Annotated in this window: 13 protein-coding genes; 3 read left to right on the top strand and 10 right to left on the bottom strand. The window is 66.1% G+C overall.

The window, feature by feature from the left end; translation table 11 throughout:
* Positions 1-67: 67 nt before the first annotated feature.
* The 3 genes from gpmA to ASE69_RS14735 form a co-directional block, all read right to left on the bottom strand.
* Positions 68-754 (bottom strand): 2,3-diphosphoglycerate-dependent phosphoglycerate mutase, encoded by a 687-nt coding sequence (gene gpmA, locus ASE69_RS14745; protein WP_056488112.1) that lies wholly within the window; start codon positions 752-754, stop codon positions 68-70.
* A gap of 123 nt (positions 755-877) precedes the next feature.
* Positions 878-2,014 (bottom strand): M14-type cytosolic carboxypeptidase, encoded by a 1,137-nt coding sequence (locus ASE69_RS14740; protein WP_235518810.1) that lies wholly within the window; start codon positions 2,012-2,014, stop codon positions 878-880.
* Positions 2,011-2,637 carry a DUF4136 domain-containing protein gene (locus tag ASE69_RS14735; RefSeq protein WP_056488108.1) on the bottom strand — a complete coding sequence of 209 codons (627 nt, stop codon included), beginning with the start codon at positions 2,635-2,637 and terminating at the stop codon, positions 2,011-2,013. The genes ASE69_RS14740 and ASE69_RS14735 overlap by 4 nt, the downstream gene beginning before the upstream one ends.
* Before the next feature lie 157 nt (positions 2,638-2,794).
* Between ASE69_RS14735 and ykgO the strand changes: the two genes are divergently transcribed.
* Both ykgO and ASE69_RS14725 read left to right on the top strand, forming a co-directional pair.
* Positions 2,795-2,920 (top strand): type B 50S ribosomal protein L36, encoded by a 126-nt coding sequence (gene ykgO, locus ASE69_RS14730; RefSeq protein ID WP_003046794.1) that lies wholly within the window; start codon positions 2,795-2,797, stop codon positions 2,918-2,920.
* A gap of 4 nt (positions 2,921-2,924) precedes the next feature.
* A complete protein-coding gene (locus ASE69_RS14725) occupies positions 2,925-3,539 on the top strand; it encodes an HAD family hydrolase (protein WP_156362354.1) in 615 nt (204 codons plus the stop codon).
* Positions 3,540-3,722: 183 nt separating this feature from the next.
* On the opposite strand, the gene ASE69_RS14720 is transcribed toward ASE69_RS14725, so the two are convergent.
* Entirely contained in the window at positions 3,723-4,328 is a 606-nt protein-coding gene (locus ASE69_RS14720; RefSeq protein WP_056488371.1) for a L,D-transpeptidase family protein, read from the bottom strand.
* Between the two features lie 213 nt (positions 4,329-4,541).
* On the opposite strand from ASE69_RS14720, the gene ASE69_RS14715 reads away from it, so the two are divergent.
* Entirely contained in the window at positions 4,542-5,246 is a 705-nt protein-coding gene (locus ASE69_RS14715; RefSeq protein WP_056063892.1) for a murein L,D-transpeptidase catalytic domain family protein, read from the top strand.
* 19 nt (positions 5,247-5,265) lie between these two features.
* On the opposite strand, the gene ASE69_RS14710 is transcribed toward ASE69_RS14715, so the two are convergent.
* The 6 genes from ASE69_RS14710 to ASE69_RS14685 form a co-directional block, all read right to left on the bottom strand.
* Positions 5,266-6,354, bottom strand: coding sequence for a glycosyltransferase family 2 protein (locus tag ASE69_RS14710; protein WP_235518807.1), 1,089 nt, complete (start codon positions 6,352-6,354; stop codon positions 5,266-5,268).
* 29 nt (positions 6,355-6,383) lie between these two features.
* Complete coding sequence (locus tag ASE69_RS14705; RefSeq protein WP_056488101.1) at positions 6,384-8,894, bottom strand: DegT/DnrJ/EryC1/StrS family aminotransferase; 2,511 nt, start codon at positions 8,892-8,894, stop codon at positions 6,384-6,386.
* 138 nt (positions 8,895-9,032) lie between these two features.
* Positions 9,033-10,946 (bottom strand): CocE/NonD family hydrolase, encoded by a 1,914-nt coding sequence (locus tag ASE69_RS14700; protein ID WP_056488098.1) that lies wholly within the window; start codon positions 10,944-10,946, stop codon positions 9,033-9,035.
* A gap of 238 nt (positions 10,947-11,184) precedes the next feature.
* Positions 11,185-11,484 carry a hypothetical protein gene (locus ASE69_RS14695; RefSeq protein ID WP_056063904.1) on the bottom strand — a complete coding sequence of 100 codons (300 nt, stop codon included), beginning with the start codon at positions 11,482-11,484 and terminating at the stop codon, positions 11,185-11,187.
* 47 nt (positions 11,485-11,531) lie between these two features.
* Positions 11,532-14,363: a M16 family metallopeptidase gene (locus ASE69_RS14690; RefSeq protein ID WP_056488095.1), complete on the bottom strand. Its 2,832-nt coding sequence runs from the start codon at positions 14,361-14,363 to the stop codon at positions 11,532-11,534.
* A 119-nt stretch (positions 14,364-14,482) separates the two neighbouring features.
* A complete protein-coding gene (locus ASE69_RS14685; RefSeq protein ID WP_056488085.1) occupies positions 14,483-15,703 on the bottom strand; it encodes a DUF1624 domain-containing protein in 1,221 nt (406 codons plus the stop codon).
* Positions 15,704-15,770: the final 67 nt, after the last annotated feature.

Here is a 15,770-nt window from a genome sequence, read left to right as displayed (position 1 = left end):
GTCACCAAGCGGCCGACCCACCCCCGGCCCTCCCTTCCAGGGAGGGGAGCAGTAAGGGCCGGTGGCGTCAGCGCTCGCTGAGGTAGTAGCGGTCGGTGGCGGTCAGCTCGGCGTCGAGTTCGTAGACGATCGGTTGGCCGGTCGGGATCTCGAGGCTGGTGATCTCGTCGTCGGGGATGTTCGACAGGTGCTTCACCAGCGCGCGGAGCGAGTTGCCGTGGGCGGAGATCAGGATGCGCTGGCCGTCCTTGAGCGCGGGGGCGATGCGCTCGTCCCAGTAGGGGAGGACGCGGGCGATGGTGTCCTTGAGGCTCTCGGTCCTGGGGATCGCGATGCCGTCGTAACGCCGGTCTTTCGACAGGTCGAACTCGCTGCCGTCGTCGAGCACGGGCGGCGGGACGTCGAAGCTGCGGCGCCAGATATGGACCTGCGCGTCGCCGTGCTTGGCCGCGGTCTCGGCCTTGTCGAGGCCGGTTAGGCCGCCATAGTGACGCTCGTTGAGGCGCCAGTCCTTCTCGACCGGGAGCCAGAGCCGGCCCATCGCCTCCAGCGCGATGTTGAGCGTCTTGATCGCACGGGTCTGGAGGCTGACGAAGGTCTGGTCGAAGTCGAGGCCCTTGGCGGCCATCAGCTCGCCGGCGGCCTTGGCCTCGGCCTCACCCTTGGCGGTCATGTCGACGTCCCACCAGCCGGTGAAGCGGTTCTCGAGGTTCCAGGTGGACTGGCCGTGGCGGATCAGGACTAGGGTCGGCATTCGGGCTCCTGGGATGGCGGGACTGAACGGAAGGGTTCAAAGGTTAGGATAAGGTTAGACCAACGCACGGTTCGCAGCGCTTGGACCCAAGCCTCTGAACCGTGCCAAGCCGTTGTTATCAGGTCAGATTTCTTCGATCATGCCGGCGAGCGTCTCGAGCATCGCATGCGCGAGCTGTTTCGACCGCTCGGGCGACCAGCCGAATTCGGGATCGGCGTTGGCGTCGTGATCCTTGAACGGCATCTCCAGCGTCATCGACACCGCGCCGAAGCGCTCGGCGAGCTGGTTGGTCGACATCGACAGGTTGGCCGAGCCCGGTGCGGACTTGGGATAGCCCTTCTCGGTCTGGAAATCGGGCGTGTGCGCCGCGAGCCGACGGCCGTATTCGTAGAATTTCTCGCCGTGCGCATCGGTCCAGGACGGGATGCCTTCGAATCCGGCGATGAAGTTCGCGGGGATCGCCTCGTCGCCGTGGATGTCCATCGCGACGTCGACGCCGGTCAGGTCCATCGCGTTGCGCACGCACAGGACCTCGGGGCTCTTCTCCGGCGTCGGCGTGTGCCATTCGCGGTTGAGGTTCACCCCGACGGCATTGGTGCGCAGATGACCCCGGCGCGTGCCGTCCGGGTTCATGTTGGGGACGACGTTGAAGGTCGCCTTCGCCAACAGCGCGGCAGTGATCGGATCGGCCGAATCGGTCAGCCGCTCGAGCGCGCCTTCCATCCACCATTCGGTCATCGATTCGCCGGGATGCTGGCGACCGTAGATCCAGACCTGTTTCGGCCCCGAGCCGATCGTGAAGCAATCGATCGCCTGCCCGTCGAGCGACCGGCCAAGTTCGCGGTGCGCGACGCCCGGCAACAGCGCGGTGCGCGCCACCAGAGCCTCGTGCATTTCCATCGTGTACGGCGCGAAATAGGCGAACCAGGCAAGATCGGTATCGGCGGTGAAGTCGAATTCGAGCACGCCATTGTCATAGCGCGTCTCGATCATCCGCCACGCCTGCCGATCGGTGCTGGCGCGCGTCTTGTAGCCCGGCCAGCCGAACGGATAGGCCGACTTGCCCGCGTTGAGGATGCGGTAGGTCAGCGTACGTCCCGCCGCCCCCGCCACGCGGAAATAGAACCACTGGAAGAAATCGGACTGGAAATCGGTGACGATCTTCAGGTCGATTCGGTCTCCCTCGACGGCGACAACACGGATGTTGCCGCCATCGAAGACTGCGTTGACGGTGACGGGGCTCATGGTTTGCGCGTTCATTTCACCTGGATAGTGCGACCGGACTCGCCGGGGAACCCCATGAACAGCGCGCGGGCGAGCTTCCCGGCCTGGATATCGGTCGTCGCGTCGGCCTTGCGCGCGTCGGCGAACGACTGTGCGCGGCCTTCCCAGACGGGCGACTGGTCGGCGGTGCGCTTGATCGTCACCGACAGCTCGGAGACGAGGATCGCGGTGCTGCCGCCGCCACCGATCGGGAAGCCGACCCCGCCGCCGAGCCCGACGCCACCACCGCCACCACGACGACCACCGCCACCGCTGAAGCCGCCGCCACCGATGCCGATGCTGATCGGCGACTGCTTGGGTGGCCCTGCCTGCGTGGTGCGGGTGAAGCCTACGGTGGCGACCAGCAATGGCTTGGCGCCGGGTGCGGGGACGCTGTAGCCGGCCTGGAGCAACTGACCCTGCACGGCGGCGGCATAGGTCTTGAACTCGATGCTGGCCGGGCCACCGGCGGTCAGCGGCTGGACGGCGATGGTGCCGCGGTCGATCGGCTCGCCGAGATGATAGCGCAGCACTTCGGTCGGCGGCAGCGACGGGCCGGTCGCACACGCGGTGAGGGATGCGCTTGCCAGCGCCAGGACCAGGATCGAACGAACCGCCATCGGGACTTCCTTAGAATGTTGCGCTATAGTAACGCTCCGACCAGCCGAGTGGGTTCCCGGATGGTAGGAGCGTGTCCGTTGCTTGACTTGGACACACCCCGCCATTAGGCGATCCCGTCTTTCCGCACACCTAGATTTGAAAAGAAGCGAATCGATCATGAAGATCCGCAATTCCCTGAAGTCGCTCAAGGATCGTCACCGCGATAACCGCGTGATCCGTCGTCGTGGCCGTACCTACGTCATCAACAAGACCAACCGTCGCTTTAAGGCACGCCAGGGCTAAAGCCCTGATTACCGCCGTCATTTTCGACGTCGGTCGTGTTCTTTACGACTGGGATCCCCGGATCCTGTACGAGCGCCTGATCGACGACGATCGGGCGCTCGACGCGTTCCTGCGCGACGTCGTGACGATCGACTGGCATTTCCAGCACGACGCTGGCCGCGACTTCGCCGACACCTCGGCGGAGCTTGCCGCGTTGCATCCGCAACATGCCGATCTGATCGCCGCCTGGGGCCAGCGATTCAACGAGAGCATCGGTGCGCGAATCGCCGGGATGCAGGAGATCGTCGAGGAGCTGGACGCAGCCGGCGTACCGCTGTTCGCGATCACGAACTTCAGCCACGAGTTCTGGCCACCCTTTCGCGCGCGTGAAGCCCATCTGTTCGATCGGTTCCGCGACGTGGTCGTATCGGGCGAGGAGAAGATGGTGAAGCCGGATGCGGCGATCTATCGGCTGGCGCTGAAGCGATTCGGGTTGGCGGCGGAGGAGGCTGTGTTCGTGGACGACAATGCGGCGAACGTGGCGGGCGCGAAGGCTTTGGGGATCGAATCGGTGCTGTTTACCGATGCGGCGGATTTTCGCGCGCGATTGGTTGAGCTCGGGCTCCCCATCGCGGCTTAGCCGTTACCCGCAGACGTGTTCGGCATTTATTCCCATCAAACATTTAATCGTCATTCCCGCGCAGGCGGGAACCCATACTGGCAAACCTGGCGGCATGATCGCGACCGTTTGAGGTTATGGGTCCCCGCCTCCGCGGGGATGACGGTGGGGTAGCCGATCAACCGAGATGGCTGCCTGACAAATTCACTGCTCCAGCGAGATCGACTGGCGCAGGTTCGCCACCGCCGTCTCCTGATCCGCGACCGGCGCCTCCGGCATCACGCCGCCCTCGAAATCGTCCGTCACCGTCACGGTCGTCCCCAGCGTCGTCACCCCGAACAATTGCTTCGCGAAACCGAGCGGGACGCGGATGCAGCCGTGCGAGGCGGGGAAACCCGGGTTGCGGCCTGCGTGGATCGCGATGCCGTCCCAGGTCAGCCGCTGCATGAACGGCATCGACGCATCGTCGTACAGGCTCGACTTGTGGACCGCGTTCTTCTGCAGGATTGGATAGGTGCCGACCGGCGTATCCTTGCCATCCTTGCCGCTGGAGATCGTCGTCGCCGCGATCATCGTCGACCCGCGATAGACGAACGCGCGCTGCTCCATCAGGCTGACGACGATGCTGATGGGCTCGCTGGAGCCATTGTCCTTCCAGACGAACTGGTTGGGCGAAAGTTCGGTCGCGGCCTGTTCGATCGGCATCGCGGCGATGGCGGCAGCCGATGCTGCCTGCGCGGGATTTGCGCCCGCGAGGATCGCAAAGGTCAGCCCCATTGCCATGAAAGACCGCGCTATCCCGTTCGCCATCTTGCCCATCGTCGCGTCCGTCCTCGAATCCCGATATTTTCGCCCAACGCGCGATTCTCGGAAACGTGCCGTCGGAGGATTGAGTCGACGAACCGACCCCAAGCCGGGGTAGTTCGAGGGAACGGACCCACAACCGGTGGAAATGGTTGCAGAATATTCACGGAAAATCGGCTATACGGGTCTCCAAGAAACGGGGCAATTTCGGGAAAATCGATGCACGACGAGCAAGGTCTTGTGCGCGAACGACGCGCGCTTCTGAAGAATGGTTTGGTATTGGCGGGGGCTTTAGTGGTGCCGGGGGCAGTGTCGGCGACGACGCGTCTCGGACGTCCGCTGACCGCACGTGATTTGAAGCCGATGACGCAGCCACCGCTACCGCGCACGACGGTCGCACTGACGTCGCCGAAGGTGGTCCGTCCTGACCTGCTGCGTCAGGCAATGGCGTCGCTGAGCCGTCATGGCAGCCGCATCCAGCATCATGACCGGATCGCGATCGCCGATTTCGCGGCACCGTCGGGCAAGCCGCGCTTCCACTTCATCGATCTCGCCAGCGGGCGCAGCACGTCGTTGCTGGTCGCGCACGGCAGCGGCTCGGATCCGGCGCATACCGGGTATCTGGAGCGCTTCTCGAACCGCTTCGGCTCGAATGCCTCGTCCGAGGGCGCGTTCGTCACCGACGACTATTACGTCGGCAAGCATGGCCGCTCGCAGCGCCTGATCGGGCTGGATCCGACCAACGACAATGCGCTCGATCGTGCGATCGTGGTGCATTCGGCATGGTACGCGAACAAGGACATGATCGAGAGCCACGGCATGCTCGGTCGCAGCCAGGGGTGCTTCGCCGTCGGCGAGCGCGATCTGGACCAGGTGTTCGCACGGCTCGGGGCCGGTCGGATGATCTACGCCGCCAAGGTCTGAAATACCGGCCCGGACCGCGCTACTCCGCGGTCTGGGCCATGCGGCTCTGCTGCATCCTCCGGCGGGCGCGACGTACGCCGCCGATGAGCCCCGACCATAACAGCGCTTCGACGCCGGCATAGCCGAGCCCGAGATGATCGGGGCGCACCGCCAGCACGTCCTGCAGGCTGACCGTCCCGGCACGCAGCCCTGCCCGGCCGATATCGCCCCAGCGTCGCGCGGTCTCCCAGCGGATCAGGCGGATGTCGTGTGCCGAGCAGTCGTGCGTCGCCAGGAAGTCCGCCTGGATCACGCTCAGTGCACTGCCCAGCGTGGCCAGCGCGGCGCGATCGGGCACCGGGCGCTTGGCCATGTTGTGCAGCATGATCAGGCGCGCGATCCGCTCCGCGCGATCGTCGAACAGCCGGGCGTAGCGTTCGGTCAGGACGCGGACCGAGGCGGCCTCCATCGTATCGACGAACCGCTTCGAGACGCCGCCGGGGTGGACGCGGTACAGCACCAGCGCCTCGTCCAGCCGCGCGATCGCGCCGAAATGCTGGATCCGCTGATACAGGTCGAAATCCTCGGCATACAGGAGCTCCGGCCGGGTCACCGGGTCAAGCTGTCGTGCCACCTCCGTCCGCATCATCGTCGACGACCAGACCAGCGGGTTCTCGATGCAGGTCAGCCACGCGACCAGCGCGGGCGTGGTGGTCGGCGCATAGCTGGACGGACCGACCACGCCGGCGGTCAGCAGTTCGGCGGCGGTGCCCAGCAAGACGGTGTTTGGATGCGTGTCGAGATACGCCACTTGCCGCTCGAAGCGATCGGGGCGGCAGATATCGTCATGGTCGAGCGCGGCGATGTAGCGGCCGCGTGCTTCCGCAAACCCGCGGTTGCGCGCGAGCACCGGGCCGCCGTTCTTCGCCATCTGGACCAGTCGGACGCGGGGATCTGGCCAAGCGCGCACCACCTCGCGCGTGTCGTCGGTCGAGCAGTCGTCGACGACGATCACCTCGAAATCGGTGAAGGTCTGCGCTTGCAGGCTGGCGAGCGTTTCCTCGATCAACCCGGCGCCATTATACGCGGCCATGACCACGCTGACGACGGGGCTAACGGCGGGGCTCACGACGGGATCAGCCGTTCGGTCGTCCGACGTCACGCTGCTGCCAGTGCCTTCGATGCCATCACCTGATCGATTATCATCAACCCCACGTCGTTCTGCCAGAGCCATAAGCCATTGGCCTGTCCGGAGAAACTGGATTCGCCACCGAGAGCACCCCAGGGCACGAAGCCGGCGGCCAGGCCTAGCCCGTACAGGCCGGGGATCGGCGTGCGCTGATCGTCGACGATCCGGCAGTGGCGGTCGACCATCGGCTTTCCGTCATGCGCGGCCAGCGGCATCTGCGCGCCGTCGCGGTCGGCGATCGGCATCGCGATCGGTCGATAGCCCAGCGCCGCGATGACGAGATCCGCTTCGGCGATCGCCGCCCGTGTGACCGCATCGTCGTCGCCCGTGATCCGGTGCAGCGCCACGCGGGGATCGGGCACGCGACCGTCGATACCGAGCATCCGCAGCACGAGGTCGCGCGCTTCGAGGCGGAAACCGGCGAGGCGGTAGACGAACCCCGACACCGGGCAGATGTCGTCGGGGCCGAAATCGGTGAAGCCCTCGGCGTGCGCGGCCTCGACCGAATGATAGAAGGGGCGGAGCGGCTTGCGGTGCAGCAACGTGATCGCCCCTGCCCCGAGCGGCAGCGGCGGCTGGCTCTTCAGCAGCAGCGCGATCGTGGTCAGCGCGCTGGTCGAACCGCCGATCACCGCGATCTTCGGCGCGCGCTTGCCGGTCAGGATATCGGCGACCTTCTCGAACCCGCCAGTCGTCAGCACGTCGTCGGACTGGAGCAGGCGTCCGCTCGCCAACTCCATCAGGCCGGCGCCCGCGACCCGCTGCGTGGCAAGCCGGTCGAGCGGCTGGTGACCGCCCGTCGCGACGACGATGTTGCGCGCGAGTTGCTCGAAGACATGGCCGTCGGCGAGGCGGCGGACCTGGACGCTCCACAGGCCCTCGCCGACGCGTTTCGCACCTAGTGCCTCATGCCCGGTCAGCACGACGCCGCTATTGGCGCGGACGATATCGGTCAACCGGTCGCCGGTCGCGCGTAGCAGCGGCCCGACCTCGGTCAGCGGCACGCCCAGCGCGCCCTCGTGCGCCGCGACCGCACGTCCGGCGGGATGATCGACCAGCCGGGCGAGTTCGGGATGCACGTTGTCGCGGACCGCGGTCAGGAAGGTCTGCGCGGTCGAATCCGACGTGATCGCATAGCGGCCGAGCCGCCCGCCACCGATCGCGTTGCCGCGCTCGATCACCATCAGCCCGGACGCGGCGAGATCGGGGAGCAGGCCGCGCTTGGTCGCCGAGGTCAGCATCGCCGTCCCCGCGGGGCCGCCGCCGATCACGATCACCGAGGCGATCTTGCCGCCCGCCCCTCGCACCGACGCACGCCGGTCGAGCGGCCGGACGATCGCGGCGCAGGCGTTCGCGAGCGTTTCCGCGGCACGTCGCGCGTCTGCGACCGACATCGCATCGGTGATCGGCAGCGACAGCATCCGCCCGGCGATCCTGTCGGCGACCGGAGTCGGCTCGATCATCGCGGTCGCCTGGAACCAGGGCTGTTCGCCGAGGTGCGGGCTGAAATAGCGACCGCAGCCGACGCCGTCAGCCTCGATCGCCTCGACGATCGCGTCGCGGTGGTGTGCGATGTGCTCGGGGAGCAGCACCGGCATGAACTGCATCGAGCGACGCTGGCCCAATACCGCCTGGAACTGGAAGTCGGGCAGCGTGGCGCGGTAGGTTTCCTCGAGCACGGCGCGGTGGTCGGCGATTCCATCGATCTCGGCCAGCTTGGTCTGCGCCATGATCGCGGTGATTTCAGGCAGCTTGGCGTTGATCCCAGGCAGCGTCGCGTTGCGGCTGCCCTCGAACCCGAAATTTCCCATCGAGCGCAGCGTCGCGATCAGGTCGACGTCGCCGCTGTGGATCAAGCCGCCCTCGCCGACCGCGAACGTCTTCGTCGCGTGCATCGAATGGACCACCGCGAACGGCGCGCGTGCGCCGAAGCCGAGCCCCGAATCGTCTAGCGTGCCGAGCGAGGAGGCCGCATCGATCACGATGCCGACGCCATAGCGCCGCTGGAAATGGACGTACCGGTCGAGATCGATTGCGTTGCCGAACGTTGCGTACGGCACGACCACGCCGATCCGCTCGCCGTGGCGCTGGAGCAGCCGTTCTTCCTCGAGCGCGCACGCCCCCCAGTCGTTTGCGTCGATGTCGCATACCAACGGCGTCAGCCCCGCCCATGCCGCCGCCTGCGCGGTCGCGGCGAAGGTGAGCGCGGGCATCAGCGCGAGCGTGCCCTGCTTGGGATTCAGCCCGCCGGTCCGCATGCCCGACGCATGGCGGATCGCGAGCATCAGCCCGAGCGTGGCATTGCCGACCGCAAGGCTGGCACCGTGGCCGCCGAAGAGCTTATCGGTGACGCCGGCCTCGAACGCGCGAACCTCGGGGCCGTTGTTGCTGAACACGCCCGACGCCTCGACGCGGCGCAATGCATCTAGGTGCTCGCTCAGCCGCGGCGGGTTCGGCGCGATCAGGGGGAGGCGTTTCATCGGCGATCCGGTCTGTTGTGCCGCAGACCTATGATCCACGGCCTCCTAAGAACCAGTTACGCTGCCACATTACGACGGATGCAGGGCGATGTTTTCCTTACATCATCCCGGCACGTGTCCGGGATGATGCAAGACTAATCAACGTATTAGCGGAAGGCTGATGTAACTTTCGTCGGGTCCGGCGACCGTCACCTTCTGCGTCGCCTTCACGTAATCCTTGGGTTGCGCGAAGAAGATGTTCGGGACGAAGGTCTGCGGATTGCGATCGTAGAGCGGGAACCAGCTCGACTGGACCTGCACCATGATCTTGTGCCCGGGCAGGAAGACGTGGTTGGTGGTCGGCAGCGCGAACTTGTATTTCAAGGGCACGTTCGCCGCGATCGGCTTGGCCACGGCCAGGCTCTCACGATAGCGGCCGCGGAAGATGTCCATCGCCACCGATAGTTGATAGCCCGCCATCGCCTTGTCGCCGGGATAGACGTCCGGATACACGTCGATGAGCTTCACCACCCAGTCGCTGTCGGTGCCGGTGGTCGAGGCGGTCAGGTTCACCTCCGGCACGCCCGCGATCGTGGTCGGCGTGGTGAGCGCGTCGGTGGTGAAGGTCAGCACGTCGGGACGGCCGGAAACGGCGCGCTGGTCGTCGACCAGCCACTGTTTCCACGTCGATCCGGTCGCATAGGTCGGGACGGTCGGGCGCACGCGGTAGCTGACGGGTGTTGCCGGGTCGGAGATATAGTCCGCCGTAGCCGCCGCGCCGCCTGCGGCCTGGAAGCCGAGCGCACCGCCGGGCTTGAGGTACAGCGGCGTGCCCGCGGTCTGCGCGGTCGGCCATTTGTCGAGCCGCTGCCACTCGTTGCGCCCCGACTGGAACATCGTCACCGGCGCGACGTCCATCGCCGGTTGGTCGCTCTTCAGGTAATGCGCGAGGAACGGTGCGAGGACGTGCCAGCGCCACCATTTGGCGGTGTCGGCATCCCATTTGATCGCGCCGAGTGCGCTGCCGTCGCGCACCTCCTGGCCGTGATACCAGGGGCCCATCGACAGATAGACCATGTCGTTGGCCGTGTCCTTGGGCTCCAGCGCGCGATAGACCGCGGGCGCGCCGTAGATGTCCTCCTGATCCCATAGCCCGCCGACGATCAATGTCGGCACCTTGAGTGGCTGGCTGGCCAGGACGGTGTCCATCGCCTGTGTCGACCAGAACGAATCATAGGCGGGGTGCTGCGTGATCTTGCGCCAGAAGCCGAGCTGCTCAAGCCCCTGCGCCTTGCCGATCGCGCCCGCCGAGCCGCCCTTGAGGTAATAGTCGTAATCGTCGGCGGTGTCGGTGATCCACGGCGTGCCGGCATCCTTGGTCGCCTCCTGGCCGAGGACGTAGGGCATCATGCCCTCGCGGAAGGCGCCGTTGTGGAACCAGTCGTCGCCGCGCCAGCCATCGACCATCGGGTTCATCGGCACCGAGACCTTCAGCGCCGGATGCGGATTGATCAGCGCCATCAGCGGCAGGAAGCCGTCATAGCTGATCCCGCTGATCCCGACGCGTCCGTTCGATTCGGGGACGTGCTTCACCAGCCAATCGATCGTGTCGTAGGTGTCGGTCGAATCGTCCGTCTTGGTCGGGTTCTGCGCAGTCCCGGCGCGCGCGGGGCTCATCATGTAGATGCCCTCCGACGCGTGCATGCCGCGGACGTCCTGGATCACGCGGATATAGCCCGCCGCGGCGATCACGTCGCCCGCGCCGTCGCCATGCTCGAGGATGCCGGCATAGGTGCCGCTGTCGACCTTGGTCTGGCCGTCGGCGTCGTAGGGCGTGCGCGTCATCAGGATGCCCGCGTCCTTCGCGCCCTTCGGCACGATGATGACCGTGTGGAGCTTGACCCCGTCGCGCATTGGGATCTCAACGACCTTGCGCACATAGTCGTAGCCGACGTCGCGCGGCGCCATCTTGGCGGGGCGTTCGTCGTAGTTCTGCGCGGTCGCGGGGGTGGTTGTCGCGGTAACCAACGCGGCGATCGCGCATGCCGAAAACAAACGGGTCGTCGATTTCATTTTCTTCTTCCTTCCCTCCCGGACTGAAAAAGAAAAGGCCCGCCTTTCCGTCGTGGAAAGACGAGCCCCTCTCATAAGGTAGCTCAGACCGTCGTATGCGGCAGACCGTCACCCCAGCGAACGCTGCGGTCTTCCGCTTGGCGGATGCCGGTGGCCTCTCCACGAGATCCCAGCTTTCGCTGGGATGACGGAGTTAGAGGGGGCATAGGGTCACGCTCGTTGGTCTTCAACTATACCGTCAGGCCGTCCGCGTGCCGGTGAGCGGGAAGCTGCCGAAGGCGCCGGCCGCGACGCTGCCCTTTAGGACGTCGTCCTCGACGGTCGCCTTGCAGTCGAGCGTCATCGGCATCGGCACGGTCATGCTCTGCTTCCAGGTGATCGTGTCGCCATCGACGTCACCGGTGACGTCCATGCCGCCCATCGCGCCCGACACCGCACCGGTGAAGGTGTTGCCGGCGCTGTTCACGGTCAGCGTCATCTTCTGGTCGCCCAGCGGCGACTTGACCACGCAATCCCAGCTGCCATCGACGTTTGCCATTGCTCTCTCTCCTGAATCACCGCCCGGCAACGCCCGGGCTCTTGAACCTACTTGGCGCCGGCAACCGACGCCGCTGGGATGACCTCGACCGGGAGGCCGATGCTGTCAAGCTGCGGGCGCACGGTCTTTGCATCGCCGACCACGACCCAGATCGTCTTCTTCGGGTCGAGCGCCTGCTGGATCGCGGTGTTGAGTTGCGGCAGGTTAAGGCCCTGGTATCGCTGCGTGATCGTCGCGTAGTAATTGTCGGGACGCTTGAGCAGGTCGTTCTGCTGCATCGCGCCCAGCACCGCGTCCGATGTCTCGAAATTACCCGACAGCGAGCGGATCGCGCCGTTGATCGCCCGATCGAACTCCGCCTGCGTCATCGGCTCCTTGCCGAGGAACGCGCCGATGTCGCTGCGCAGCGCGGCGATCGACGGGCCGGTCTGGTCCGCCTGCACCGGTGCCGACAGGATGTACGGCGCGGCATTCTCCGACTGCTGGAAGCGACCCGAGACGCCGTAGGACCAGTGCTTGCTCTCGCGCAGGTCCATGTTGACGCGGCCGAGGAAGCTACCACCGAGCGCATCGTTCGCGGTCGCGATCGGCAGGAGGTCCTGCGTGCCCTTGAGCCCGGTCGGCACGCCCGCGATGATCAGCGACTGCGGGCTGTCCGGCCGGTCGATCAGCACGATCTTCGGCGCGGACGGCGTGACGGTCGCCGGGAACGCCTTCACGCCCGCCGCCCCGGTCGGCCGCCACGTCCCGAAGCGCGCATCGAGCGCCGCCTTCACTTCGGCGAGCGGACGATCGCTGACGACGAAGATTTTCGCCTTGTCCGGCCGTAGCCATGCCTGCTGGAACGCGACCAGATCGGCACGGGTCAGCGCCGCCACCGCCTTCGGATCACCACTGCCCTGCGCCTTGGCATAGGGCGAGTTCGGCCCGAGCAGCGGCGGCAGCACGCGCGTCGCCAGCCCCTGCGGGCTGGTCAGTTCCTGCGCGATCTGTGCGAGCTGCTGGTTCTTGACGCGCGCGACCTCGGCATCGGCGAACGCGGGGTTCTGCGCGATGTCGGCGAACAGGTCGACCGCGGGGGCGAGATTGGCGCTCGGCACCTGCAACGACAGGAAGGTCCGGTCGTTCGACGCACCCGTGCCGATCTCCGCCCCCAGCCGCTCCTTGGCCTCTGCCAGCGCGACCGAATCACGCGTCGGCGTGCCCTCGTCCATCATCGACAGCGTCAGCTGCTGCGTGCCGAGCTTGCCGGGGACGTCGGCCGCGACGCCCGCATCGAAGCTGAGCACCGCCTGCGTAACAGGAACGGCGGTGCGCTGCGCGTAGACCAGCTCGATACCGTTCGCGAGACGGGTACGCTGGACCGCCAGGAAGCTGAGACCAGCGACGGTGCCGACGCCGGGCAGTGGCCCGCGCGTGCCCTTGAACGGCACGTCTGCGGCAGGTGGCACGTCGACCTTGGGCGGCACGACCGCGTTGGCATAGGCGTCGCGCGGTCCAGGCACGACGGTCAGCGAATAGGCCGGGCGCGACAGCCACTTGGCTGCAGCGGCTTTCACGCTCGCGGGCGTTTCGGCCGCGAGTTGCAGGAGCTGTTTCTTGTAAAAACCCGGATCGTTCGAATACAGCGCGCCCTCGGCCAGCGTCACCGCCTTGCCGCCAAAGCCACCGACGGACTCCAACCCCTCCATCGTGCTGGCCGCGGTCGTCGTCGCGACGCGGCCGACCTCGTCGGCGGTCGGCCCGTTTCTGATGAAGTCCGCCATGATCTCGTCGATGCGCTTCGATACGAGCGCGGGGTCGACGCCCTGTCGGACGATCGCGCGGATGCCGAACATGCCGAGCTGGCTGAAGCTGCGATTATAGGCGGAGATGCTGACGACGAGCTTCTCCTTCTTGACCAGAGCGGTATCGAACCGGCTGCTGGCGAGGCCGCCGAGCACGCCCGCCGCGACGTCCAGCGCCGTGCCGTCCTTGTCGTTCAGGCCCGGCACCACCCAGTTGCGGCTGACCATGACGGCGGCGACGCGGTCCTTGATCGTCTCGCTGACAGGGGCAGGCAGGGTCGGGATCGGCGCGGGCGGGACGATGCTCTCGGGGCCCTTCGGGATGCCGCCGAAATACTTCTCCGCGAGCCGCTTGGCGGTCGCCGTATCGACGTCGCCGGCGAGCACGAGCACCGCGTTGTTCGGGCCGTAATGATCCTTGAACCAGTCCTTCACCGTCTGCAGCGAAGCGGCATCGAGATCCGCCATCGAGCCGATCGTGGTGTGGCCGTAGGGGTGATCCGCGGGGAACAGCCCCTCGGTGATCTTGTACTGGGTCAGGCCGTAGGGCTGGTTGTCGCCCTGGCGCTTCTCGTTCTGGACGACGCCGCGCTGCTCGTCGAGCACACCCTGCGTGATCGCGCCGGTGAGATAGCCCATGCGGTCGGATTCGAGGAACAGCGCGCGATCGAGTGCCGCGGTCGGCACCGTCTCGAAGTAATTGGTACGATCGAAATAGGTGGTGCCGTTGAAGTCGGTCGCGCCGACCTGTTTCAGCGGTTCGAAGAAATCACCGGGTGCGTTCTCGGAACCGTTGAACATCAGATGCTCGAACAGATGCGCGAAGCCGGTCTTGCCCTTGGGCTCGAACTTCGATCCGACGTTATACCAGACCGACACCGCCACGACGGGCGCCTTGCGATCGGTGTGCACGACGACGCGCAGGCCGTTCTTCAGCGTGAACTGCTGGTAGGGGATATCGACCGACTTCACGAGGTCCGCGACCGGCGCAGGCTTTGCCGCGGGAGTTGCTGTGCGCTGGCCCTGACCGAATGCGGGCGAGACGAGAGCAATTGCGGCGACGCCGGCAAGCGCGGTCATTTTCAAAGCCATATGCGAACATTACCCCGTGTTTCAGAATGATATCGTCGCAGCATAGCCACGCTTTGTCGTCGGGCAACAGATAGATACGTCGAGTTTCGAGGCGATCCGCGCTGGTACGCCGGGACGTCTCACAGGTATCGCCACCACCAGCCGGTATGGGTCCGTTTGAACCGTCCGAACCACCGGCACGCGAACCAGCACGGCACGGCGGCGGCGGCGGCAACGAGCCAGATCGAGGCGACGTTCGGAACGCTGACCAGCCCCTTGATTGCGTCGCCCGTCACCGCGCCGGTCAGGCTGTTCACGCCGTAGAGCAGGAAGAGGTGCAGGATGTAGAAGAACAACGGCGCCGATCCGAACACCACTAGCACGCGGTTCAACCGCGCCGATGTGCGCTCGAACGCCGCCAGAAGCAGCATGCCGATGCCGAGCGTGAGCAGGATGAAGTCCGCGGACGGCGGATATTTGGTGAGGTTGAGAACGCTCATGATCGTCGCGAGCGGCGTCGTGCCAACCTGCCACAGCAGCGGTTCGCCGTAGCCGTTGATCGCGCGCAGCACCGCGAACAACGCGAGCGCCGCCGCGCCGGTCACCATCAGGCGGCGACGACGAACATCGCGGTCGACTTGCCGCGCGAACCACGGCCCGATCGACCAGCCGAGCGCGATCACGCCGATCCAGGGCAGCAACGGATAGGATGTCCGCGCCCGCGCGCCGAACGGCAGGTCGATGAACCCGCGGTCGTGCAGCATGCTCCAGGCGACATACCCTGGCTGGTCGGGCGTGAAGGTGATCGGATCGAGCAGATTGTGGCCCAGCACGATCGCCAGCCCGAGGACGAGCACGGCGATGCGCGGAAGATGGACCAGCGCCGCCAGGGCGATCATCGCCAGCCCGATCACCCAGATCACCTGGAGATAGACGATCGCGGGGGTGGGATCGAACGACCAGGCGAAATTGACCACCGTCACTTCGAGCGCGACGAGGAACAGCCCGCGCTTCAACAGGAACGACGACGCCGCTGCCCTACCGCCCCCAGTATCTCCGTTACGTGAGTCCGCGTACAACGATGCCGCGAGCCCGGTCAGCAGCACGAAGACGGGCGCGCAAAGATGCGCCGTGAGCCGCGTGAAGAACAGGGACGGCGGCGTCGCGGGCAACGCCATCGGGTCGCTCACCTGCATGTGGTAATAAAAGAGTTCGCGGGTGTGATCGACGAGCATCAGCAGCATGACGAACCCGCGCAGCGCATCGACCGAGACGATCCGCGACCGCTTGGCCTGCGCGCCCGTCGGAGCTTGCACATGGGTATCGGACGCCGCGGCCGGCGTTCCGGCGACGTTGGGCATTGGACTGAAAACGGTTGACAAGATCGAAGCACCTCCGCCAATCGCGATGATACATCATCACAGAGAA

This window comes from Sphingomonas sp. Leaf208, assembly GCF_001421415.1.
Lineage (GTDB): Bacteria > Pseudomonadota > Alphaproteobacteria > Sphingomonadales > Sphingomonadaceae > Sphingomonas.
Note: the sequence above shows the minus strand (reverse complement) of the source record. Positions and strands in the feature narration are given on the sequence as shown.